The following is a 23,896-nucleotide window of genomic DNA, read 5'->3' as shown; positions in this document are numbered from 1 at the left end:
AACTTTTGAAATTTAGAATAATCAATAATTTAGCGACATAATAAAAAATTTAATTGAAATATATTGACATGTAACTTTCATTTTGCTATACTAAAGACAGAAATTGAACAAAGCAGGAATGGTTTTTGGGAAAACAAAATGACAAAGGGGCAGATAGAGGCAAAAATCAGCGAGGCGGTTAGCAAATTTGAAATAGACTATATGGGTAGAGGACCAAAGCAGATCAAAACTATAATTACAGAGGATATTATTGTAGTAAGACTGATTGGTTTTTTAAGTCCTACAGAAAAAAAGCTTGCACAAACTAAGGAAGGTATTGAACTTATCAAAAAGGTGAGAGCAACTTTGTTTGAGAATGCAAAAGATGATTTGGCAAACTTAATAAAACAGGTAATTGATGTTGATATTGCGGGTATTTACTCAGATGTGAACACAGTAAATGGTGAAAAAGTAATTGTAATAACTCTAAATGAAAACTTAGAAAAAAAATTAAATCAGTAAAATTTGGCAGACCGAGCAAAGGGCCAATAAATTGGCCAGTTGCAAGGTAGGCCAATATTTGCAGGGCGAAAAAGGTTTTGCAAATATTGGCCTTTTTTGATGCCCTGCAGAGGTGATAAATACAAATTAAGGAGGTATTTGTATTGTTTGCTGAAATTTATGAGGCAAACCTCCACAAGACTCAGGACTTAGCGTCAAAGTTGTTTACAAGAAAAACATTTTTTATACTCATAGAGAAATTTTTTAAAGAATACTGTGAGACAAATCCTTTTTTAACAGGCTTCTTTTATAAATATTTTTGGGATGGAAGCTACATTGACCTGTGGGCCTTGCCACTTGTGTTGTTGGATGTATTTCGCCTCAACACCAAAACCCTTAATTTTTATATAAGGAAAGATAAAAATTTTCTCAAAGACTTGAAAATTGTTGTGCAATGTTTGGAGTATTATGTTGTAGAATTTTTCAAAGAAAATGGAGAGTATTTCAGGCAAACTAAAGAGGTAATTGAAAACTATAGATATCTTTTAAAGCTTTTGATTGAGAAGATTGAGTTTATTGAGAGTAATTGAAAAATTTTTCTTGATAGGAGGTATATATCGCAATGATAAAGCTTCTAAACTTAAAGGTAAAAGATGAAGTGTATGAAATTTTAAGCAACTGCAAAGGAATAGTTATGCCAGAAAAGAGACTTGATTTTATAGATTTATCCCTTGGTGGAAAAGATAATATGGTGTTTGAGGTGAAATATGAGGTAGAAAGTAAGGGTGAAGTGGTTGAGGCGATAGTTACAAGATGTAAAAATGGTATTGTTGTAAATTATCCTGATGTGTACATGAGAAGAAGAGACCCAGATAGCTTAATTATTGGTGATGATGGTGAAACTGACAAACAACGATATAAAGACATTTATGGAGACAATTTTGAAACAGTGAGGAAAGAAACATTTGAATGGTTAAAAAAACAAGAATTAGTAGTATACGGTTTCTATGCTGGAGGAAAGGAACATGGATATCCTGCTCTTGTGATAGCTCCGCTCAATGCTGCATTTTTTGGATTTGCGCTTGCTGATATTCAAGGGTTTATTCCAAAAACTGAATTTGAAAAGATTGATGTTTTTGAACCAAAAGCAGTGATATATGTAGCTCCACCTTTTAGACATACACATTTTAACGGAAAACAAGTGGTTGTGCACAATAGGTTAAATGGTGTCCATGAAATATTTTCATATAACTTGTACCCAGGACCAAGTGCTAAAAAGGGAGTATATGGTGTGCTTTTGAACATCGGTGAAATGGAAGGCTGGGTTGCAGCTCATGCTTCAACAGTCAGGATTGTTACACCATATGACAACGTGATAACAATCATGCACGAGGGAGCAAGTGGTGGCGGAAAGAGTGAAATGTGCCAGCAGATGCATAGAGAAAAAGACAATAGAGTCTTGCTTGGAGAAAATATTATAACAAAAGAAAGAATTTACCTTGAGATAAAAGAATCTTGCGAGATACATCCAGTTACAGACGATATAGCACTTGTTCATCCCAGCCTTCAAAAGGGTTCAAAAATGGTTGTAAAAGACGCAGAACAAGGTTGGTTTGTAAGACTTGATAATATTCCACATTACGGTACAGACCCACAGCTTGAAAGGCTTTGCATTCATCCACCCGAGCCGTTAATATTCTTAAATTTAGAGGGTGTTCCTGGTTCAACCTGTCTTATATGGGAACACACAATGGATGAGCCAGGAAAACCTTGTCCTAACCCAAGAGTTATTTTGCCTCGCAGGTTTATTCCGAACATTGTGGATGAACCTGTTGAGGTTGACATAAGAAGCTTTGGAGTGAGGACACCACCTTGCACTAAACAAAAGCCAACTTACGGTATTATAGGGATGTTTCACCTTTTACCACCTGCACTGGCATGGCTGTGGAGGCTTGTTAGCCCCCGCGGCCATGCAAATCCAAGCATAACACAGGCAGAAGCATTGAGTTCAGAAGGGGTTGGGTCTTACTGGCCATTTGCAACAGGGCTTATGGTAAAGCAAGCGAATCTTTTGCTTGAACAGATTTTGCAGTTTACAAAAACTCAATATATTCTAGTTCCAAACCAGCATATAGGTGCATACAAGGTTGGTTTTATGCCGCAATGGATAACAAGAGAGTATTTAGCAAAAAGAGGAAATGTAAAATTAAGATCTGACCAGCTAAAGCCTGCAAAGCTGCCGCTTTTGGGGTGGGCACTTGAATACATGAAAGTTGAAGGAACTTATATACCAAAGTTTTTACTCCAGGTTGACCTTCAGCAAGAGGTTGGAGAAGAAGGCTATATGGAGGGTGCAAAGATTTTGACAGAATTTTTCAAGAAAGAGATTATAAAATTCAAAACATTGGATTTACATCCCCTTGGAAGAAAAATTATAGAATGTTGCTTGGATGATGGAAGCCTGGATGACTATGTATCTTTGATAAAATAGACAAAACAATGCCTCCCTGCAAAGAATATTTTGTGGGGAGGTCATTTATTGTTTTTTGAAGAGTTTGTGGTAAACTATATATTGGAAAGGAGAGATGAAAAGCAAAATGCATCGCAGCACTTTTAGTTTTCCCATAAAAAAAATTGGAATTATTGGTGGCGGACAGCTGGGTAAGATGCTTGCGCAAAAGGCAAAACAGATGGGCTTTTATGTCATCTCTTTAGATCCCAGCCCTGAGTGTCCTGCAGCTTCGGTTTCTGATGAGCTGATTGTAAGTGATTTTTTCAACCCTGAAAAGTTAAAAGAACTTGTTGAAAAAAGCGATATCACCACTTATGAGATAGAACATATCAACACAGCAGTGTTAAAAGATCTTTATGATAAGGGATATCAAATTTATCCATCACCTTATTGTTTGGAAGTCATTCAAGACAAATACAAACAAAAGCAAATGTTCAAAAACGCAAATCTTCCCGTACCAAGGTTTGAAAAGGTAACTAATTTGGATGTGTCTTTTTTTGAGAAGTTTGGTTTCCCGTGTGTCCAAAAGGCTTCAAAAGGCGGCTATGATGGAAGAGGAGTTGTTGTAATAAATGATAAAGAGGATTTAAATAAAATACTTAAGACAGATTCTTTTGTAGAGGAGTTAGTTGATATAAAAAAGGAATTGGCAGTGATTGTTGCCAGGAACAAAAGAGGAGATGTTAAAAGCTATCCTGTTGTTGAAATGGTTTTTGAACAGTCAGCAAATATTCTTGACTTTTTAGTTGCGCCTGCAAGGATTGACGAAAAGATAGCACAAAGAGCAAGAGAAGTAGCAATCAAAGTGGTTGAAGTACTGGATGGTGTTGGTGTGTTTGGAGTTGAGTTGTTTTTGACAAAGGATGACGAAATTTTAATAAATGAAGTTGCTCCAAGACCACATAACTCTGGACATTATACAATAGAAGCATGTGTGACAAGTCAGTTTGAACAGCATATAAGAGCAATCTGTGACCTGCCGCTTGGGTCTACAAAGCAACTTTCACCGGCTGTCATGATAAACCTCTTGGGCGAAAAAGATTATAAAGGAAGACCAAAAATAGAGGGCTTGGCAGAAAGTTTGGCGATTGAAGGGGTTTCATTTCATTTCTATGGAAAAAATATAACAGCACCTTTCAGAAAAATGGGGCATGTGACAATAATCGATAGTGACTTGGAAGCAGCAATTGAAAAAGCAAAGAGGGTTAAAGAAATTCTAAAGATTAAAGCGGAGGTGTAAGATTAATGAAAAAACCACTTGTTGGTATCATTATGGGGAGCGATTCTGACCTTCCTGTGATGAAAGAGGCAGCAAAAGTTTTAGAAGATTTTGAGATAGAGTATGAGATAACAATTGTTTCTGCTCACAGGACTCCTGAGAGGATGTTCAAATATGCAAAAGAGGCAGAAGTCCGGGGGATAGAAGTAATTATTGCCGGTGCTGGCGGCGCTGCACACCTTCCTGGCATGGTTGCTTCAATTTCATCTTTGCCGGTTATTGGCGTTCCAGTAAAAACATCTTCTTTAAATGGACTTGATTCTCTTTTATCGATTGTGCAAATGCCAGCGGGAGTGCCTGTTGCAACTGTTGCAATTAATAATGCTAAGAATGCCGGAATTCTAGCAGCTCAAATCCTGAGTATAAAGTATCCTAATATCAGACAAAAGGTGGTTGAATATAAAGAAAAAATGAAAATAGAAGTAGAAGAAAAAGCCAAAGGCTTAGAAAGCGTTGGATATGAAGAATATCTTAAAAGGAGGCAGGAGGGGTGATAAAAAATCATCATAAAAATTTTGTAGCCAACAAAAAGCGTTATATTTACATATTGTTGGGACTCATTATTAATTTATGTCTTGGTTCTGTATACTCATGGAGTGTGTTTAGAAAACCGCTTGAGCAACTATTTAAACTAAGTGCAACAGAAAGTAGTTTGCCATATATGTTTTTTCTTGTATTTTATGCTATTTTGATGCCGCTTGCGGGAAGGGTTTTAGATAAGTTTGGACCGCGGATGGTATCAATAGTTGGAGGAATTTTAGTTGGTATTGGTTGGATTTTGGCGGGTTTTTCTAATGGTTTGATAAATTTGATTCTGGGATATGGAATTATTGCTGGAACTGGCGTGGGAATTACGTATGGGGTGCCAATTGCGGTTTCTGCGAAATGGTTTGAGGACAAAAGAGGATTTGCAGTAGGGTTGACTGTCTTAGGATTTGGTATGTCACCTCTTATTACAGCGCCTATTGCAAGAAAACTTATACAGATGTATGGTCCTCTTTTTACATTTAGAATATTAGGAGTAGTTTTTCTGATTGTTATTATTTTATTATCAATCCCATTAAAGTTCCCATTTAGAGAAGTAAAAACTGATGAAGGAGTTAAGGCCCAAAAAGACAAACTTTCTTATTCTCCTTCTGAGATGGTAAAAACAAAAACCTTCTGGGCTCTTTGGATTTGCTTTGTTATAGGGACACTGAGCGGACTGATGGCGATTGGAATATCAAGCCCTGTTGGGCAGGAGATAATAAAATTATCAGCTGAAGCTGCTGCTGTGTCAGTTTCTATATTTGCTATATTTAACGGGATTGGTCGGCCATTTTTTGGATGGCTTACTGATAAAATTACACCAAGATTTGCGGCAATAATTAATTTTTCTTTAATGTTCTTAGCATCGTTAAGTATGCTTTTTGCAAAAGAGAGAATGACTCTTTTGTTTATGATAACTTTTAGCTTATTGTGGTTGAGCTTAGGTGGCTGGCTCTCAATCGCACCAGCTGCAACTGCACAGTTTTTTGGAACAATTCACTATAGTAAAAATTATGGTATTCTATTTACAGGATACGGGGTAGGGGCTGTTTTAGGAAACTTAATGTCTGGAAAAATAAGAGATATTTTTGGGAGTTATATATTTAACTTCTATATAACAGCCATATTATCAATTATTGGAATCATAATTATTCTTTTTTACTTAAAACCAACCAGAAAATATGAATAAAAAATCCATCCTCATTGAGGTAAAATTTCAATCACAAGAAGGAAAACGCAACAATGAGGATGGTAAATAACAAAATTGAAAAAGTTAGGCATTTTTTATTCTTGAAACAAGTTTAATACCTGCAACAGTCATAGCGGTTGCCAGCAATAAAATTATTGTTATAAGCATATTTTTTATTTTATTTCTGCGCTCATACACGCTTTCATAAAGAGGTTTAAATGGTAAACCACCCAAAGGCATCTCTGACACATATTTATGTGTCTCGAAGTAATTTAACATTTCTTTTGGTCTATTGTTTAAATTATTTTTTATTTCTTCAAAACTCCATATCATATTTTTATATTTTGCTGGATTTATAGTTCCTTCACCGTCAGTGCACCACCAATTCCCATCTTCTGAAACAATATATTTTGCTAATCCATCAAATGATAAGATTTTGACGTTGGTATTTTCTTTTTTGTATTTTAGAAAATCTTTCATGGTTTCTATTGCATTAAATAAATGGTAATTACCTATCGACCATTCTGACGAGTCATAACTGCCTATATCATCATACCAATTAATTTGAATATATCCAACAGGTTTATCTTCATAGTAAACTATTCTTAACCATTTTTTGTCAACAAATTGGTTATTAATAAGATCCTGAAACGTATCAATCCTAAAATTTTTCATTTTATCTTTAACATTTTCTTCAAAATAGATAGATGTGCCACGTTCGGTTAATATCTTTTTGTAAGGAAAAACAAACGGACGATATAACTCATACTCTTCACTTAACTTGAACCTGGTTCGTTCATAAGGTGCTTTTTTACCGGTTAATTTTTCTAATTCTTTTTTAAAAGGATTTGAATCTTTGCTGTTTACTATATCACATATAATATTTAATGTATATTCAGCTGATACTTGCCTTTGTGACTTCATTATTTCTTCATCATGGTTTATAGTTGAACTTGAAAGCATATAAGCAAATGCTGGTGTATGTAATAAACACATATTCAACAATACTACCAATACTAAAATGATATACTTTTTCATTTTTTACACCTCCTCTCTTTTTTTCTTTATCCTATTAACTTTACAATTAAAACATATCTGAAACTTTTTTTAGTCTCAATTAATAATATTGTTTTTTTTGCAGTATTTTGCATTCAAATTTAAATTATTTTGATATAGCATTTGTCAAAAAAAAATACACGCTCAAAATTTGTGTTTATCTTTTAATAAAATTTTACTGAGTTTACATTGTATACTCTTTGAATTTATTGTAATTAAGTGGTTATGAATATTCTGTTCACCATTTGAAAAAACATTTAAAAAAACTATTGACATAAAAATTACCATGTATTATAATTTTAATAACCAAGTAAACTGATAGAAATTTATAAGTTTAAGTTAAAAACTTGTCTCTGCTCATTGTTTTTTGAGCAGAGATAAAAAATAATACTAATACAAAGTATTTCGATAAAAATAGTTAATATTAAGGAGGCACATAAATGGCAATAAAAAGATATTATAAAGTGGCTGCCTTAATCATACTACCAATTACTTTGTCATTTCTCCTTTCAGGATGCTATGCAAGAAAAGAAGACAAAAATCTAAAGGTAAGAATTGCATTTTTCCCGAATATAACTCATGCCCAAGCGTTGGTAGGGAAAGAACTTGGTACCTTCCAAAAGAGAATAGGCAAGGATGTAAAAGTTGAATATAAGGTCTTCAATGCAGGTCCGGCTGAGATAGAAGCGTTTTTACCTGATGAGGTTGACATAGGTTATATTGGGCCAATTCCTGCGATAAACGGCTTTGAAAAGACAAACGGGGAAATAAAGATTATCGCAGGTGCTGCAAATGGAGGAATGATGCTGGTCTCAAGGCAGGGCTTGGATATAAAAAATTTAGGTGACCTAAAAGGTAAGAAAATTGCGGTTCCTCAATTTGGGAATACCCAGGATATTGTATTAAGGTTTTTATTAAACAAAGCTGGGCTAAAAGATACTACCAAAGGTGGAGATGTTGAGATTATTCAAGCTGAAAATCCAGACATTAAAACTTTGCTTGATAGAAACCAGATAGATGCTGCGTTGGTTCCTGAACCTTGGGGGACAAGGTTAAAAAAAGAAGTAAATGCCAATGTTGTGCTTGACAGTAGCCAAATAAGACAATACATAGATATTCCTACAACAGTAATTATTACTACCACAAAGTTTTTAAAAGAGCATTCTGATATTGTAGAAAAATTTCTCATAGCGCATCTTGAGGTAACAGACTTTATTGAAAAAAATCCTGAAAAATCATATGAAATAATAAATAACCAAATTTCTGAGATAACTTCTAAGCCGCTGCCGGCAGACATCCTAAAAGACTCCTTCAAAAATATCAAACTTTCAAGCGAAATACAAAGAGAATCCTTAGAAAAAGCCATTGAGTCATATTTTGAGTTGGGATACTTAAGAGAAAAGCCAAATATTAAAGAATTAGTAAACGCAGAAATTTTAGATAGAATCAAAAACAAAGAGGTGTACTAAAAATTGGCACTGGTAATTGAAAATGTAAGCAAGAGATTTCAATCAAAAAACAAAGAAATAAATGTGTTAGAAAAAATAAATTTAGAAGTACAAAATGGAGAGTTTATATGCATTCTCGGTCCATCTGGCTGTGGCAAATCTACACTTTTGAATATAATAGCTGGGCTTGAAAAACCCTCTGAGGGAAAGGTTTTTTTAAACGGCAGAGAAGTCTTGTCACCCGGACCAGATAGGATTGTAATGTTCCAAGAGTCTGCTTTATTTCCATGGCTAAAAGTTATTGACAATGTTGAATTTGGTATGAAATTACGCGGTGTCCCCAAAAAAGAAAGATATGAAAAAGCACTAAAATACCTAAAGATGGTTCACTTAACAAAGTTTAAAGACGCTTATGTTCACCAATTATCAGGCGGAATGAAACAGAGGGTTGCCTTAGCAAGGGCGTTGACGCTTGATTCTGAAGTATTGCTGATGGATGAGCCTTTTGCAGCACTTGACAGCCAGACAAAAAATATCTTACTGCTTGAACTTCAGCGAATCTGGTGGGAGACTAAAAAGACAATTATGTTTGTGACACACAATATAGAAGAAGCGGTTCTTTTAGCAGACAAGGTTGTGGTTATGTCTTCAAACCCGGGAAAAATCAAAAAGGTTTTTGAAATAAGACTTGCAAGGCCGCGACTTCTTGATAATCCTGACATAGTCTATATGATATCTGCTATTATGAAAGAATTAAAAGATGAGGTGGAAAAGATTGCAAAAGCAGAATACGATAGCGATTGGAGTTTTGAAAAGGACACTGTTTTATATAGCTCTGATAGCAGCTTGGGAATTGGTCTATAGAATTTTTGTTGAGCTTTTTAAGATATGGAAACCTTATGTGTTTCCATCTCCTGTATCAGTAGCAGAAACTTTTATAAGACTTCTGGATAACAATGTTTTGTTCATAGCAATCTGGGCAACAACTAAAAGAATGGTTATAGGTTATTTGATTTCTCTTATTGCGGGAATTATTCTTGGACTTTCAATAGTAAAGTTCGGATTTTTAGATAGAAATTTAAGACCACTTATTCTTGGTTTTCAAACATTGCCAAGCGTCTGCTGGCTACCATTTGCCATATTATGGTATGGTCTTTCAGAAAAAGCTATTATATTTGTAACTGCAATTGGTTCTCTATTTTCTATAACACTTGCAGTTGAGTCAGGTATTAAAAATGTAAATCCACTTTATATAAAAGCAGCAAAAACGATGGGTGCAAAAGGTATAACACTTTACTTAAATGTAATAATCCCCGCAAGCCTTCCGTATATTATTTCAGGCATGAAACAAGGTTGGTCGTTTGCATTTAGAGCATTGATGGCAGGTGAGATGCTCTTTGCTACAAAAGGTTTAGGGCAAGTACTCATGGTTGGGAGAGACCTTGCAGATATGAGCCAAGTCATTAGCGTGATGATAGTAACAATTATTTTCGGACTTGTTGTAGAAAAGGCAATATTTGGCCCTTTAGAAAATCAGATAAGACTTAGATGGGGCCTTAAAAATACATGAAAAATTTATGAGGGAGGTAGAAAAGAATGAAAATTAAGGCAAATGGTAATGAAGTACAAATTGAAAGAGAGATGACAATCTTTGAGATGTTAGATGCTTTAAATGTCTCAATGAAAGAATACGTAACAGTGCAGCTGAACGGTCAAATTATCCCCAGAAGTGAGTATGATAAGGTTACAGTAAAAGATGGCGATGAGGTTGAGTTTTTATATTTCATGGGAGGGGGACAATTATGAAGTTAACAGATACACAACTTGAAAGATACTCAAGACATATCATCCTGAACGAGGTTGGCGCAAAAGGACAGCAAAAACTTTTGGAATCTAAGGTTTTGATCATTGGGACTGGGGGACTTGGCTGTCCTGCTGCAATGTTTTTGGCAGCTGCCGGTGTTGGGACAATCGGGCTTGTTGATTTTGACGCAGTTGAGCTTTCCAATCTTCAAAGACAAATAATACACTTTACACCTGATGTAGGCAAGCCAAAGGTGTTTTCTGCAAAGGAAAAGATAAACCAAATGAATCCTGACGTGGAAGTAGTAATTTATCGTGAAATGGTAAATTCAAAGAACATAATAGATATCATCAAGGATAGAGATTATGATTTTATAATCGACGGCACAGACAACTTTCCAACAAAATTTTTGATAAACGATGCCTGTGTAATGCTAAAAAAACCATTTTCACATGCAGGTATCATAAGATTTGATGGGCAAACCATGACTTATGTGCCAGAGAAAGGGCCGTGCTTTAGATGTATCTTTCAAAACCCACCACCACCTGATGCAGTTCCAACTTGCAAGCAAGCAGGAGTTTTAGGTGTGATGGGTGGTATAATTGGCACAATCCAGGCAACAGAAGCAATTAAATATTTGCTTGGAATTGGTGACCTGCTAACAGGATATATCTTAATTTACAACGCTTTGAAGATGGAATTTAGAAAAGTAAAGATAAACAAGAGAGAAAGCTGTGAGGTATGTGGTAAAAATCCAACAATAAAAGAATTAATCGACTATGAACAGCCTCAGTGTGATTTAAAAGGTCAAGGATAAGAGTACCAAAAGTGAATGCCAAAAAACAGGAGGGATAAATTAGAATTGATAATATTGCCAAAAACATTATATGAGGAGATGTTAAATCATTGTTTAAACTCCTTGCCTATGGAGGCGTGTGGACTTCTGGGTGGAGTTATTGAGGATGAAAAAAGAATTGTCAAGAAAGTTTACTTACTTACCAATGTAGACAAAAGTCCAGAGCATTTTTCAATGGATCCGCTTGAGCAGTTTGCAGCTGTAAAAGACATGAGAAAAAATGGCTGGGTATTACTTGGCAATTTTCATAGCCATCCAACCACACCCGCAAGACCGTCTGAGGAGGACAAAAGACTTGCTTTCGATAAGAGTTTGAGCTATCTCATATTATCACTCATGGACGAAAAAAATCCTGTTTTAAAATCATTTAGGATATATGAAAGTTATGTGGAAGAGGAAGAAATCCACATCATTTAAAAAGATTAGGGGGTAATTTGAGGTGAAAGAGATAAATTACAGTGAGCTAAAAAAAGGGGGGTTTATGCGACAGGTCCAAAAAGGTTATTTTTCTATGAGGCTAAGAGTAGTTGGCGGAAGACTAAGTGCCGAACAATTAAAAAAAATATACGAGGTTGCAAACAAATATGGTAGAGGATATGTACACCTGACTGCACGACAGGGAGTAGAAATACCATTTATCAAACTGGAGGATATAGAGGCAGTTAAAAAAGAGTTATCAGAAGCGGGCATTGAGCCTGGTGCATGCGGACCAAGAGTAAGGACAATTACTGCTTGCCAAGGCAGTAGCATTTGCCCAAACGGAATTATAGACACAACAGAGCTTGCAAACGAGTGTGATAAGAGATATTATGCCCAGGAACTTCCACACAAATTTAAAATCGGAATAACAGGTTGTGGTAATAATTGCCTTAAAGCTGAAGAAAATGATTTAGGTATAAAAGGAGCAGTAAAACCTGAGTGGGAAAAGAGCAGCTGCACGTTTTGCGGACTTTGCCAGGCTGTATGTCCAACAAAAGCAATACAAATAGATGAGAAAAATAAAGAGATTACCATAGATAGAGACAAGTGCACCTATTGTGGAAGGTGTGTAAAGTCGTGTCAAACTAATTCGTGGAAAGGCAAGCCTGGCTATCTTCTCTATTTTGGTGGTATGTTTGGAAACAATATAGCACTTGGAAAACAGATTTTGCCGATCCTATTTTCAAAAGAGGATGTTCACAAGGTCATTCAAGCTACACTTGAATTTTACAAAAAATATGGCAAACAAGGCGAGAGGTTTAGAAATACCATAGAGAGAGTTGGATGGGATATATTCAAAAAAGAGTTAGAAAAAGCAATAGAAAATGAAAGGAGTGATTTTGATGAGTGACATCAAAGCTGATGTTTTTTTGGATATTACAAATCTTGTGTGTCCAATGACGTTTGTAAAGGCAAAAGCCACAATGGAGGACATGGAGGTAGGACAAATCATAGAGATAAGAATGAACGAGGGTGAGCCTATTCAAAATGTCCCGAGAAGTTTAAAAGAAGAAGGTCATGAGATTTTAAAAGTGATAAATAACAATGATGGGACATATACAGTATTTGTAAAAAAGGGTGGACAAGAATGAGATTTAATACTTCTTTGATTCATGGAAATGTTGGTCCAAAGGAAGAAAGGGGTTCAACAAATATTCCAATATACCTGTGTAATTCTTTCCAATACGAAACTGCACACGAACTGGAAGAGGTTTTTTCTGGGAAAAAGCCAGGTTTTGTATATACAAGGATTAATAATCCTACAGTTGAGGCATTTGAAAGGAGAATAGCATTTTTAGAAGAAGGCATTGCTGCTGTTGCCACATCGTCTGGCATGGCAGCAATTGCCTTAGCAATATTGAATTTGGTAAAAAGTGGAGATGAAATTGTCTCAGCAAGTGGCATTTTTGGTGGCACATATTCATTGTTCAGATCATTTGAGAATTTTGGTATCAAAACAAGATTTGCAGAGGACAGTAGCGTTGAAAGCTTTAAAAAGTATATAACAGATAAAACTAAAGTAATTTTTATAGAAACGATAGGAAATCCAAAACTTGATGTTCCAAATATCAGGCAAATAGCTGAGCTTGCACATGAGCATGGTATTGCACTTGTTGTTGATAGCACTGTCACAACGCCGTATCTTGTAAAACCCATAAAACTTGGTGCTGATGTAGTGGTTCATTCAACATCAAAGTTTATAAATGGAAGCGGCAGCTGTATTGGCGGAGTTATAGTTGCAAGCAGCAACATGAAAATTGATTATGATAGGTATCCGCTTATTAAGGAATACAAAAAGTATGGTGAATTTGCGTACATTGCACGACTTCGAAATAACTTACTTAAAGATTTTGGTGCCTGTATATCGCCTTTTAATGCATTTTTAAATACAATCGGGCTTGAAACTCTTGGTGTTCGTATGCAAAAGATTTGCGAAAATGCTCTTAGTCTTGCCAAGGCCTTAAAGGAAAATAAAAAGGTAGTTTCAGTAAATTATCCTGGGCTTGAGGAAAGTATATATTATCAGCTTGCAACAGAACAGTTTGGAGGCAAATATGGAGCAATTTTAACAATACGGGTTGGAACCAAGGAAAATGCATTTAAAGTGATAAATTCACTAAGGTATGCCATAAACTCAACCAATATAGGAGATGTAAGGACACTTGTTGTACATCCCGCGTCAACTATATATGTAGGTTTTTCCGCTGAAGAAAAAGAAGCTATGGGTGTTTATGAAGATATGATAAGAATATGTGTTGGCCTTGAGGATGTAGAAGACATAATAGAAGATTTTTACCAGGCACTTGAAAAGATTTAAAAGGGCATGCCTCCCAAAACTAAAGAAGGGTGATAAAGTAAGATGAACTTTGAAGTGAAGATGCTAAAAACTGACATACTCATAATTGGTGGTGGAACAGCTGGGTGTTTTGCTGCCATAGCAATTGCTGAAAAAGCGCCAAACGTGAGTGTTTTAATTGCAGAAAAGGCAAACATTAAGCGAAGCGGATGCCTTGCTGCAGGTGTCAATGCTCTCAATGCCTATATCACAGAAGGTGAAACTCCAGAGACATATTTGCAGTATGTCAAAGAAGATTATGAAAATATCGTAAGAGAAGATTTAGTATACACTATGGCCTTGAGGTTAAATGAAGTTACTAAAAAGATTGAAGATATGGGTCTTGTCATTTTAAAAGATTCAAATGGGAAATACTTAGCAAGAGGTAAAAGAAACATAAAAATAAATGGCGAAAATATAAAACCAATTTTAGCAAAAGCAGTTGAGAGTAAAGAAAATGTTAAAGTGCTAAATCATGTGAACATCATTGATTACATCGTCAAAGACAGTAAAGTAATAGGGGCATATGGATTCTCTATAAATAGCAATGTTTTCTACATTATCATCGCCAAAGCAGTGATTTGTGCAACAGGTGGTGCTGCAGGTCTTTACAGGCCCAACAACCCTGGATTTTCAAGGCACAAGATGTGGTATCCGCCTTTTAATGTGGGTTCAGGATATGCAATGGGAATCAGAGCAGGTTGCGAAATGACAAGTTATGAAGTTAGATTTATAGCTCTTCGCTGCAAGGATACTTTAGCGCCAACAGGAACAATAGCTCAAGAGGTAAAAGCTGAGTTTATCAATTCAAAAGGTGAGTACTATGAAAAAAGATATGGAAGACCTACCACATACAACAGAGTATTTTCAACAGTTGAGGAAATAAAAGCAGGCCGAGGTCCGTGTTATTTAAAAACAGTTGGGATTTCTAAAGAGGACGAGCAGAGGCTAATAAAAGCATATCTTCACATGGCACCATCACAGACACTTAAGTGGATCAACAATGGCAGAGGACCGGCGGTTGAGAATGTCGAAATTGAAGGCTCAGAACCATACATCGTTGGTGGTCATTCAGCAAGTGGTTATTGGGTAGATACAGAAAGACAAACAACCTTGAGAGGCTTATTTGCAGCAGGCGATGTTGTTGGAGGATGTCCTCACAAGTATGTAACAGGCTGCTTTGCAGAGGCTGAAATAGCTGCAAATTCTGCGCTAAAGTATATAAAAGACAAAGAGTTTGAAACCTTAGATATATCCTCAATAGAACAAAAACTCAATGAGGTGCAGAGATTTTTCACCAATACTTCTCCTTTGTACACCACAGAAGAATTAGAAGAAGCTATGCAAAAAGTAATGGATGTTTATGCTGGTGGGATTTCGACAGGTTATGCGTACAATCTAAAAGGGCTACAAATTGCTAAAGAAAGAATAGAAGAACTTTTTACACTTGCCCAAAGATTAAGAGCCGAAGATACTTACCAGCTTATGAAAATTTATGAGCTTATTGACAGGCTTTATGTTTGCAAAGTTTTGCTACATCATTTAGAAGCAAGGAAAGAAACAAGATGGAGAGCATTCCAAGAATTTGTTGATTATCCCTATAAGGACGATGAGAACTTTTTGAAGTATGTGAATTCCCGATTTGAAGATGGCCAAGTCAAGATAATCTTTAGAAGCTTAGTAAAAAAGGATGAGGTATATGAGCATAAGGATTGATAGACAAAGATGTATTGGATGTGGAAAATGTGCTGAAATTTGTCCAGGCAATTTAATTGTGATAGATGAAGATAAGAAAGCATTTATCAGAGACCCGCGTGATTGCTGGGGCTGTGCTGCGTGTGTAAAAGAGTGTAAATTTTCTGCAATCAGATATTTTTTAGGTGCAGAAATTGGGGGAAATGGAACAACTATGTATGTAGAAAAAGAAAATGATGAGATTATGTACTGGTACTTTGAAAAACCCAGCGGCGAAAAAGAAATGATTGTACAGAATCTCAAAGATAACACCACATATTAGGAGGGAAGAATAAAATGGATCACTTAGATAGATTGGAAGCAGAAAGCATATATATTTTGAGAGAGGCTTATAGCAAATTTAGCAAGATAGCAATGCTATGGTCAATAGGAAAAGACTCAACAGTGCTTTTGTGGCTTGCTAAAAAAGCGTTTTTCGGACATTGCCCGTTTCCCCTGATTCATATAGATACCACATATAAAATTCCAGAAATGATAAAGTACAGGGATAAATTAGCAAAGGAATACAACCTTGATTTAATTGTCCACATAAATGAAGAAGCCATAAAACAAGGGATGGGGCCTGAGAAGGGAAGACTTGTTTGCTGCAAAGCACTAAAGACTGATGCACTTCAGCAGGTGATTAATAAATACAAATTTGAAGCTTTGATACTTGGCATAAGAAGAGACGAAGAAGGTTCAAGGTCAAAAGAGAGGTTCTTCAGTCTTAGAAATGAGGATTCTGAATGGGACTATACAAATCAGCCACCTGAGTTTTGGAATCAGTTCAATACAGATTTTCCTAAAGGAAGCCATGTAAGAGTTCATCCTTTGCTTAGCTGGACAGAAATTGATATTTGGATGTACATCAAACGTGAAAACATCCCAGTTATTGACCTGTACTTTGCTAAAAATGGAAAAAGATACAGAAGCCTTGGTTGTGCACCGTGCACATTCCCTGTTGAGTCAAATGCAACAACAATTGATGAGATAATTGAAGAGCTAAAAAACACCAAGGTAAACGAAAGAGCAGGACGAGCTCAAGACCAAGAAGATGCGTATGCAATGCAAAAACTGAGAAAAGAAGGTTATATGTAATTAAGTAGGAGGTAAAGAACGCATGACTGCAAGAGAATTACTCAAGATTGTGGTGGTTGGACATGTTGACCATGGAAAGTCTACAATCATAGGAAGACTTCTTTATGATACCAAATCTGTTCCGGAAGCTGCAATAGAAAGAGTAAAAAGAATAAGTAAAGAAAAAGGCAGACCTTTTGAATATGCTTATCTTTTAGATGCATTAGAAGAAGAACAAAAACAAGGAATTACAATTGATACCACTCAGATAAAATTTTCAACACCAAAAAGAGACTATTTAATTATAGATGCTCCGGGGCACAAGGAATTTCTCAAAAACATGGTTTCAGGTGCTGCAAATGCAGAGGCAGCACTTCTTGTTATTGACGCTGCTGAAGGTGTACAGGAACAGTCAAAAAGACATGCATATATTCTATCACTTTTGGGTATCCAAAAGGTATATGTTATAGTCAATAAAATGGACATGATAGAATTTTCAGAAAAAAAGTTCAAAGAAATCAAATACGAAATCTCAACATTTTTGAGCAAGCTCAACGTATATCCTCAAAAGTACATTCCAGTATCAGGTTTTTTGGGAGAGAATATAGCAAGAAAGTCTGATAAAATGCCATGGTACAAGGGTGAGACTCTACTTCAGGCTTTGGACCTTTTTGAGAAAGACAAAGAATTGGAAGACAAACCTCTAAGATTTCCTATACAGGATGTGTATAAATTTGACCACAGGAGGATAATTGCTGGCAGACTTGAGTCTGGAAGGCTAAAAGTGGGAGACGAAATAAAAATCCTGCCAGAAGGAAAGGTTAGCAGAGTAAAATCAATTGAGTTTTGGCCAGAAAATAATAAAAAAGACGAAGTAGTGGCAGGAATGTCTATTGGAATTACTATTGAAGATGAGTTCTTTAACAAAAGAGGAGAAGTTATTGTTCACAAAAACGATAATACTTTATATGTTTCAGATACGTTCAGGGCAAATCTGTTTTGGCTTGGAAAAAGAAATCTTGTGAAGAATAAAACATATAAACTAAAGCTTGTTACACAAGAGACAGAATGTGAAATTGTTTCTATAGACAAAGTTATAGATGCGACAACTCTTGAGACAGTTGAAAATGCTCTTGAGGTTCGAACAAACGATGTTGCAGAAGTGACTATAAAAACTAAGGAAAAGATTTGCTTTGATGAATTTAAAGCAAATTCTTCAACAGGTAGGTTCGTTATAGTAGACGAGTATGATGTCTCTGGCGGTGGCATCATATCAGGCTTAGCTAACCTAAAAGAAGAGGCAACTAAATTTGCAAAAGATGACAAAGAGATGATAGTTCATTGCTTTGATGAATATTATTATTCATTGTCTGAAGATCTTATTAGAAAACATCCAAAGTACAAAAAAACATTTAAAGTAGGAGATGCTGTTCCTATTGAGGGTGAAACTTATTCTTACCCTGAAAGTTTTGATGTCATTGATATAGTTGGTAAACTTGTTGCAAAAATTAGAAAAGGCCAATTAAACGACTTAGTAGATATTGATCAGTATATTTACAGTGAACTTCCAATTATAACAGCAGATGGATTTTACTTGAAAGTGAACTCAATTGATGAATTTAAGGATTTTAAGAATGAATTAGTTCAATTACAAAAAAACGATAACCTTCTTTTAGCCATGTTTGCTAACAAGTGGTATGATATATCTGCAAATAAAAGTTTCAAATTTACAGACTGAAAGTATTATAATATCTAAATTTAAAAAATAAAATTTTGCAATACTAAAAATTATTTGCCAGCCCTCAAGAGAATTATAATGGAATTTGCAAACTTGCTAAAATTTCTCTTGAGGGCAGTTCATCATAAGGAAAAATATATTTCAAGCATTTCATTTGTTCAATTATATACTCAAAAACCTTTGGAGATGATGTTTTGTGCTTTGGGTCATTGGGATCAATCACAAAGTAGAAGTTGATATCAGACAAAAATTTTCTCTGACAAAGACCAAGCTACAAGAAAAGCTAATTGGCTTAAAAAAATTAGCAAATGAAGTCATAATTCTCAGTACCTGCAACAGAACAGAAATCTACTTCTTTTCAGAAGAGTATGTGGACATAGAAAAAATATTCACTGAATTTGACTGGGATAAGAGATATATGCATTTATTTTATATTTACAAAGACAAAGATTGTATAAAGCACCTATTTGAAGTTGTATGCGGCTTTGATTCACTTTTAATTGGCGAAGAACAAATTGTTGCTCAGGTAAAAGAAGCAAAAGAGATTTCAAAGCTGGTGGGCGGTAAAAATCCAGTCCTTGAAAGGCTTTTTGAGGTTGCCTTAAAATGTTCAAAGGAATTTCGAACAAAGTCAAGGTTAAACGAGCATCCCATCACCATCGCATCAGTTGTTGGAAAGGTTTTGAAAGAATCAAATATCAGAAAAATTGCTATAATTGGACTTGGAAATATTGGATTTTTATTTTGCAACTACTTTAAAAACTCAGATGTGGACAAAGTATTTTTAATTGGGCGCAAAAACGAGAGAATTGACCAATTTGTCAGGCTATATCCTGAAAAATTTGAGTATAGCGACAAAAAAGATGCAATCTCAGAAGCACAATGCCTGATATGTTCAACATCTGCCCCACATCCAGTTGTCCACAAAGATGATATACCAGAGGGAAAAAATCTGCTCATATTTGACCTTGCTGTGCCAAGAGATGTGGATGTTGAGGTGTATAAACTTCCGAACGTTAAAGTGATTGATATAGACCAAGTCCATAAAATGGATGCTATCTCCAGAGAAATTAGAATTTCCAAAATGCAAGAAAATTATAATATAATTGAGAAATATATTGATGAATTCATTGAATGGCTTGAATTTAGACAGTACAGAAACTTGATTATGGAGATGAAAAGACACGCAGAGCAGCTGTGCAAAGCACAGGTGAAGTATATAAAGAATGTTAATAGCAGAGAAAGAGAAGAGGTTGAAAGGCTTTTGATAAGGATGGCAAATTTATATATTGACAGGGCAATTGAGGTTTTAAGAGAGGCACACAAAGAGGGAAGTGGTGAAATTTGCTCAAACCTGATAGAGAGGATATTCTTGAAATAGATTCAGGCTTTGAAAATCTCATGCATATTGGACTTGTAGCAAATAACATTAAGGTGGGGGTTATTGGTGCAGGAAAAGCTTCTTTGATAAAAACCAAAACATTTCTAAAAGCTGGCTGCGAGGTTGAAGTTTTGTCGCCAAGGTTTGATATAGGCTTTAGAAGGTTGAGATGTGAATGTCTTAAGCTTAAGAAGGGAAAGTTTCACAAAAGTTTTTTAAATGATAAACACATAATTGTGATTGGAGTGTCAAACAAAAAACTTGAAAAAAGAATTATTTGGCACTGCAAAAGACTGAATAAACTATATCTGGTGTGTTCAGATTATAAGCTTGGAAACTTGAGGCTTGGTGCTCAAGAAAGAACTGATGAATTTGTTTTTAGCTTGTCAATAAATAGGGGAAATCCGAAACTTTCAAAATATCTTACACCGAAAGTTCTCAATTTTCTTCAGACTTTTGCCATGTTCTGCAAATGGGCAACTGATTTGAGAGAAAAATTAAAGCATCACCCGCAAAAAGACCAAATATTGGAATTTGTCTGTTCAGATGACTTTTATTATTTTTTCAAAAAAGGATATGCAAATAAAGTTATAAAGTTATTTTATGAAGATGTTTAAAATTTTGAGGTGAAAAAAGTGAAAAAATTAAGGATTGGTGCAAGGGACAGCAAGCTTAGCAGAATTCAAGTTGATATTGTAGCAAGAAAAATCAAGCAAACCTTAGGTATTGAATGTGAATTTGTTCCTATAAAGACAAAAGGAGATATTGATAGAACAAAAAGCCTAAAAGATTTTAAAAGCCCTGGTGTATTTGTAAAGGAGATTGAACTTGCACTTTTATCAAGAGAAATAGATTTAGCTGTCCACAGCTTAAAGGACCTGCCTTGTGAAATGGATAGTAATTTTGAGATTGTTGCAGTTGTTGAAAGGGAGGACCCCAGAGATGTGCTTGTGTCAAAAGATGGTGTGGGATTCTACCAGCTAAAACCAAACGCAAAAATTGGAACAAGCAGTTTAAGAAGGGAGGTACATTTAAAAAATTTAAGAGAAGATATACAGGTTGTTAACATAAGAGGCAATATAGAAACGCGACTTTCAAAGATTGAGTCAGAAGGGCTTGATGGAGTTGTGCTTGCTTATGCTGCATTAAAACGATTAAACTTAGATTCTCATGTGAGTTATATTTTCGATGTAAATGAGATTACACCTTGCCCAGGTCAAGGAGCAATATGCATTGAGTGCCTTAAAGATAGTCCTTATAAAAGCATATTAAGTAAAATAAACGATACTGATGCATATATCCAAACCCAGTTTGAAAGACTTGTTTTGAAGTTTTTGGGAGGAGGGTGTCATTCGTCGATTGGTGTTTTTTGTAAAACAGACCAGGACAAAATTTATGCATTTGCTTCCATTTTAAGAGGTGATAAATTAGTAAAAGCAAGTATTGAGGGTGACAAAGCTGACTTTTTGTCTCTTGCAAATAAGCTAAGTAATATGCTCAAAAGTTAGCTTTTTATACCTTGTGAAATTAGATTTCCAAAGAAGGAGTTGTGTATATTGAAAGTTGGGAAAGTATATATTGTTGGTGCTGGTCCATACATGGAGGACTTGATAACAGTAAAGGGTCTGAATGCTATAAAAACTGCTGATGTAATAATTTACGATAGGTTAGTAAATAAGAATTTGCTGAAGCTTGCAAAAGATGAGGCAATTTATGTCTACTGTGGCAAAGAGCCAAAAAACCATACCCTTTCTCAGGATGAAATTATAAACTTGATAATAGAATATGCAAAAAAAGGTTTTAATGTTGTTCGGTTAAAAGGTGGAGACCCATATATATTTGGAAGGGGGGCAGAGGAGGCAGAAAAACTATTTGAAAATAACATACCTTTTGAGATTATTCCTGGTGTTAGTTCATTTTACTCTGCTTTAACCTTTGCGGGTATTCCAATCACGTATAGAAAACTTGCACGTGAATTTCATGTGTTTACTGGGCACACGTGCGATGATGAAGAACTGAATTGGAACATAATTTCTAAACTTGATGGAACTTTAATATTTCTCATGTCTGCCGAAAATATTAAAAGTATCTCACAAAAACTGATTTTACACGGCAAACAGCCTCAAACCCTTGCTGCAGCAGTAATTAATGCAACAACTGGTCGGCAAAAAGTAATTAGCGGGTATTTAGAAGACTTTGCAACTGGAAAGTTCAAAAATCAAATTGCATCGCCAATGGTATTTGTAATAGGTGAGGTTATAAAATTTAGAAATAAGCTTTCTTTTTATGAGAGTTTGCCTTTATTTGGTAAGAGAATTTATATCACACGTCCAAAAAGTGTCTCAAGGAATATAAAGAGTTTGCTATTCAGTCTTGGTGCGGACGTTGTTGATGGTTGCTGCTCAAAACTGGTTCTCCATAGGGAGGAGATTGATAAAGTTTTAAACTCTTTGCCAGAGTATGATATATTAGTGTTTACAAGTGTAAATGGTGTTGATAGTTTTTTTGACTACTTGATTGAAAAAAATGTAGATGTAAGAAATATTAAAGGTGACTTTGCTGCAATAGGCAAAAAAACTGCACTTTCACTCCAAAAGAGAGGATTTGGGGTAAAATACATTCCAGATGAACATTCATCAGATGGCTTGTTCAAGATTTTCGAAAATGAAATTGATAAAAGCAAAAAGATATTGACTGTGCAGTCAAAAAATGCAGAAGATTACCTAAAAAATTCCCTTGAAAGCTTGGGATTTGAGGTTGATACCATCTTTGCATATTCAATGGAATTTACTAAAAACCCAAATGACGCAGTTTACGATTCAGATATATTTGTATTCACAAGCTCAGGAATGTTTAGACACTTTATAGAATGCTATGGGGTTGAAGTGCTTTCTAATAAAATAGTCATTTCAATCGGTGAGCATACTCAAAAGACATTGGAAAGTTTCGGTATTAAAAGTATCATTAGTAATGAGGCAACTGATGAGGGAATAGTAAATAAGATTTTGGAGGTTGTTAAAAATGGAGTTTAAAAGATTAAGAAGATTAAGACAGACAAAAGCTTTAAGAGAACTTTTTTATGAAACAAGACTTTACAGCAAAGAGTTTATTTTTCCACTGTTTATTGATGATGGTAAAAACGTGTTTGAAAGAATGCCGCAATTAGATGGCATTGTGAAGGTATCTGTTGACAGACTACATGAAATTTTGGATGAGATCAAGAAAGCTGACATTGGCGGTGTAATTTTATTTGGTGTGACTTCACAGAAAGATGAGATGGGCAGTTATGCTACCAAGGATGATGGGGCAGTCCAGCAGGCAATAAGGAAAATAAAAGAATATTCCAAAGATATATTGGTGTTTGCAGATGTGTGCCTTTGTGAGTACACATCTCATGGACATTGCGGTATTTTGAAAGGTGAAAAAATAGACAATGATAAGACAATAGAAGTTTTAAGTGAAATAGCACTGTCCTATGCAAAAGCAGGGGCAGATATAATTTGCCCATCTGATATGATGGACGGAAGGGTTGCCACTATCCGTGAGAAACTTGACAGTCACGGATTTGTTTATACTCCCATCATACCATACAGTGCAAAGTTTGCATCCTCACTTTATGCACCGTTTAGAGATGTAGCAAACTCACGGCCTGCTTTTGGTGACAGAAAAAGTTATCAAATGCCATACCAAAACAAAAGAGAGGCTTTGCGAGAGATAGAAGCTGACATTTTAGAAGGCGCCGATGCAGTAATTATAAAACCTGCTTTGACATCACTTGATGTAATTTCTACTGCAAAAGAGAAATTCAATATTCCTATTATAGCTTATAATGTTAGCGGCGAGTATGCTATGGTAAAAAGTGCTGGCAAGCTTGGTCTTTTGAATGAAGAAGAGGTTATAATTGAGATATTGACTGCTATGAAGAGAGCAGGTGCTGATGCGATTATAACATACCATGCTTTAGAGGCTGCAAAGATATTGAATGGAAAGGAGCTTTAA

At 35.3% G+C, this 23,896-nt stretch carries 25 protein-coding genes; 24 read left to right on the top strand and 1 reads right to left on the bottom strand.

What is annotated here, in order from left to right; genetic code table 11:
- The first annotated feature begins 138 nt into the window (after positions 1-138).
- From CaldiYA01_RS06670 to CaldiYA01_RS06645, 6 genes are all read left to right on the top strand, one after another.
- Positions 139-501, top strand: coding sequence for a DUF2294 domain-containing protein (locus tag CaldiYA01_RS06670; RefSeq protein WP_207178107.1), 363 nt, complete (start codon positions 139-141; stop codon positions 499-501).
- A gap of 143 nt (positions 502-644) precedes the next feature.
- Positions 645-1,070 carry a hypothetical protein gene (locus CaldiYA01_RS06665; protein WP_207178105.1) on the top strand — a complete coding sequence of 142 codons (426 nt, stop codon included), beginning with the start codon at positions 645-647 and terminating at the stop codon, positions 1,068-1,070.
- Positions 1,071-1,102: 32 nt separating this feature from the next.
- Positions 1,103-2,971, top strand: coding sequence for a DUF4914 family protein (locus CaldiYA01_RS06660; protein ID WP_207178103.1), 1,869 nt, complete (start codon positions 1,103-1,105; stop codon positions 2,969-2,971).
- A 94-nt stretch (positions 2,972-3,065) separates the two neighbouring features.
- On the top strand, positions 3,066-4,232 hold the full coding sequence (locus CaldiYA01_RS06655; RefSeq protein WP_238480484.1) for a 5-(carboxyamino)imidazole ribonucleotide synthase: 1,167 nt from the start codon (positions 3,066-3,068) through the stop codon (positions 4,230-4,232).
- Positions 4,233-4,237: 5 nt separating this feature from the next.
- Positions 4,238-4,765: a 5-(carboxyamino)imidazole ribonucleotide mutase gene (gene purE / locus CaldiYA01_RS06650; RefSeq protein ID WP_207178101.1), complete on the top strand. Its 528-nt coding sequence runs from the start codon at positions 4,238-4,240 to the stop codon at positions 4,763-4,765.
- Complete coding sequence (locus tag CaldiYA01_RS06645; protein ID WP_207178099.1) at positions 4,762-5,988, top strand: L-lactate MFS transporter; 1,227 nt, start codon at positions 4,762-4,764, stop codon at positions 5,986-5,988. Before purE ends, CaldiYA01_RS06645 begins: the two co-directional genes overlap by 4 nt.
- Before the next feature lie 84 nt (positions 5,989-6,072).
- Here the strand turns inward: CaldiYA01_RS06645 and CaldiYA01_RS06640 are convergent, their stop codons facing one another.
- The gene (locus CaldiYA01_RS06640; RefSeq protein ID WP_207178097.1) at positions 6,073-7,026 is read right to left on the bottom strand and encodes a hypothetical protein; all 954 of its coding nucleotides are present in this window, start codon (positions 7,024-7,026) and stop codon (positions 6,073-6,075) included.
- A gap of 458 nt (positions 7,027-7,484) precedes the next feature.
- On the opposite strand from CaldiYA01_RS06640, the gene CaldiYA01_RS06635 reads away from it, so the two are divergent.
- The 18 genes from CaldiYA01_RS06635 to hemB all read left to right on the top strand — a co-directional run bounded on the left by CaldiYA01_RS06635 (position 7,485) and on the right by hemB (position 23,896).
- Positions 7,485-8,513: an aliphatic sulfonate ABC transporter substrate-binding protein gene (locus CaldiYA01_RS06635; RefSeq protein WP_207178095.1), complete on the top strand. Its 1,029-nt coding sequence runs from the start codon at positions 7,485-7,487 to the stop codon at positions 8,511-8,513.
- 3 nt (positions 8,514-8,516) lie between these two features.
- Positions 8,517-9,356: an ABC transporter ATP-binding protein gene (locus CaldiYA01_RS06630; RefSeq protein WP_207178093.1), complete on the top strand. Its 840-nt coding sequence runs from the start codon at positions 8,517-8,519 to the stop codon at positions 9,354-9,356.
- Positions 9,301-10,062, top strand: a complete 762-nt coding sequence (locus tag CaldiYA01_RS06625; protein ID WP_207178091.1) for an ABC transporter permease — start codon at positions 9,301-9,303, stop codon at positions 10,060-10,062. The genes CaldiYA01_RS06630 and CaldiYA01_RS06625 overlap by 56 nt, the downstream gene beginning before the upstream one ends.
- A gap of 26 nt (positions 10,063-10,088) precedes the next feature.
- On the top strand, positions 10,089-10,298 hold the full coding sequence (gene thiS / locus CaldiYA01_RS06620; RefSeq protein WP_207178089.1) for a sulfur carrier protein ThiS: 210 nt from the start codon (positions 10,089-10,091) through the stop codon (positions 10,296-10,298).
- Positions 10,295-11,113 (top strand): HesA/MoeB/ThiF family protein, encoded by an 819-nt coding sequence (locus CaldiYA01_RS06615; RefSeq protein WP_207178087.1) that lies wholly within the window; start codon positions 10,295-10,297, stop codon positions 11,111-11,113. Before thiS ends, CaldiYA01_RS06615 begins: the two co-directional genes overlap by 4 nt.
- A gap of 45 nt (positions 11,114-11,158) precedes the next feature.
- Positions 11,159-11,569, top strand: a complete 411-nt coding sequence (locus CaldiYA01_RS06610) for a M67 family metallopeptidase (RefSeq protein WP_207178085.1) — start codon at positions 11,159-11,161, stop codon at positions 11,567-11,569.
- A 22-nt stretch (positions 11,570-11,591) separates the two neighbouring features.
- Positions 11,592-12,482, top strand: coding sequence for a 4Fe-4S binding protein (locus tag CaldiYA01_RS06605; protein ID WP_207178083.1), 891 nt, complete (start codon positions 11,592-11,594; stop codon positions 12,480-12,482).
- Positions 12,475-12,723: a sulfurtransferase TusA family protein gene (locus CaldiYA01_RS06600; RefSeq protein WP_011917163.1), complete on the top strand. Its 249-nt coding sequence runs from the start codon at positions 12,475-12,477 to the stop codon at positions 12,721-12,723. The genes CaldiYA01_RS06605 and CaldiYA01_RS06600 overlap by 8 nt, the downstream gene beginning before the upstream one ends.
- On the top strand, positions 12,720-13,949 hold the full coding sequence (locus CaldiYA01_RS06595) for an O-acetylhomoserine aminocarboxypropyltransferase/cysteine synthase family protein (RefSeq protein ID WP_207178082.1): 1,230 nt from the start codon (positions 12,720-12,722) through the stop codon (positions 13,947-13,949). Before CaldiYA01_RS06600 ends, CaldiYA01_RS06595 begins: the two co-directional genes overlap by 4 nt.
- A gap of 42 nt (positions 13,950-13,991) precedes the next feature.
- Complete coding sequence (locus CaldiYA01_RS06590; RefSeq protein WP_207178081.1) at positions 13,992-15,683, top strand: adenylyl-sulfate reductase subunit alpha; 1,692 nt, start codon at positions 13,992-13,994, stop codon at positions 15,681-15,683.
- Positions 15,667-15,984 carry a 4Fe-4S dicluster domain-containing protein gene (locus CaldiYA01_RS06585; protein ID WP_013430461.1) on the top strand — a complete coding sequence of 106 codons (318 nt, stop codon included), beginning with the start codon at positions 15,667-15,669 and terminating at the stop codon, positions 15,982-15,984. Before CaldiYA01_RS06590 ends, CaldiYA01_RS06585 begins: the two co-directional genes overlap by 17 nt.
- A gap of 14 nt (positions 15,985-15,998) precedes the next feature.
- Positions 15,999-16,799, top strand: a complete 801-nt coding sequence (cysD, locus tag CaldiYA01_RS06580; RefSeq protein ID WP_207178079.1) for a sulfate adenylyltransferase subunit CysD — start codon at positions 15,999-16,001, stop codon at positions 16,797-16,799.
- 22 nt (positions 16,800-16,821) lie between these two features.
- Positions 16,822-18,516 (top strand): sulfate adenylyltransferase subunit 1, encoded by a 1,695-nt coding sequence (locus CaldiYA01_RS06575; RefSeq protein WP_207178078.1) that lies wholly within the window; start codon positions 16,822-16,824, stop codon positions 18,514-18,516.
- A 196-nt stretch (positions 18,517-18,712) separates the two neighbouring features.
- Positions 18,713-19,897 (top strand): glutamyl-tRNA reductase, encoded by a 1,185-nt coding sequence (gene hemA, locus CaldiYA01_RS06570; RefSeq protein WP_207178076.1) that lies wholly within the window; start codon positions 18,713-18,715, stop codon positions 19,895-19,897.
- Positions 19,861-20,514 carry an NAD(P)-dependent oxidoreductase gene (locus CaldiYA01_RS06565; RefSeq protein WP_207178074.1) on the top strand — a complete coding sequence of 218 codons (654 nt, stop codon included), beginning with the start codon at positions 19,861-19,863 and terminating at the stop codon, positions 20,512-20,514. Before hemA ends, CaldiYA01_RS06565 begins: the two co-directional genes overlap by 37 nt.
- An 18-nt stretch (positions 20,515-20,532) precedes the next feature.
- Positions 20,533-21,405: a hydroxymethylbilane synthase gene (hemC, locus tag CaldiYA01_RS06560; protein WP_207178072.1), complete on the top strand. Its 873-nt coding sequence runs from the start codon at positions 20,533-20,535 to the stop codon at positions 21,403-21,405.
- 48 nt (positions 21,406-21,453) lie between these two features.
- Positions 21,454-22,929: a uroporphyrinogen-III C-methyltransferase gene (gene cobA / locus CaldiYA01_RS06555; RefSeq protein ID WP_207178070.1), complete on the top strand. Its 1,476-nt coding sequence runs from the start codon at positions 21,454-21,456 to the stop codon at positions 22,927-22,929.
- On the top strand, positions 22,919-23,896 hold the full coding sequence (gene hemB, locus CaldiYA01_RS06550; protein ID WP_207178069.1) for a porphobilinogen synthase: 978 nt from the start codon (positions 22,919-22,921) through the stop codon (positions 23,894-23,896). The genes cobA and hemB overlap by 11 nt, the downstream gene beginning before the upstream one ends.

It is taken from the genome of Caldicellulosiruptor diazotrophicus (assembly GCF_017347585.1).
GTDB classification, from domain to species: Bacteria; Bacillota; Thermoanaerobacteria; order Caldicellulosiruptorales; family Caldicellulosiruptoraceae; genus Caldicellulosiruptor; species Caldicellulosiruptor diazotrophicus.
Note: the sequence above shows the minus strand (reverse complement) of the source record. Positions and strands in the feature narration are given on the sequence as shown.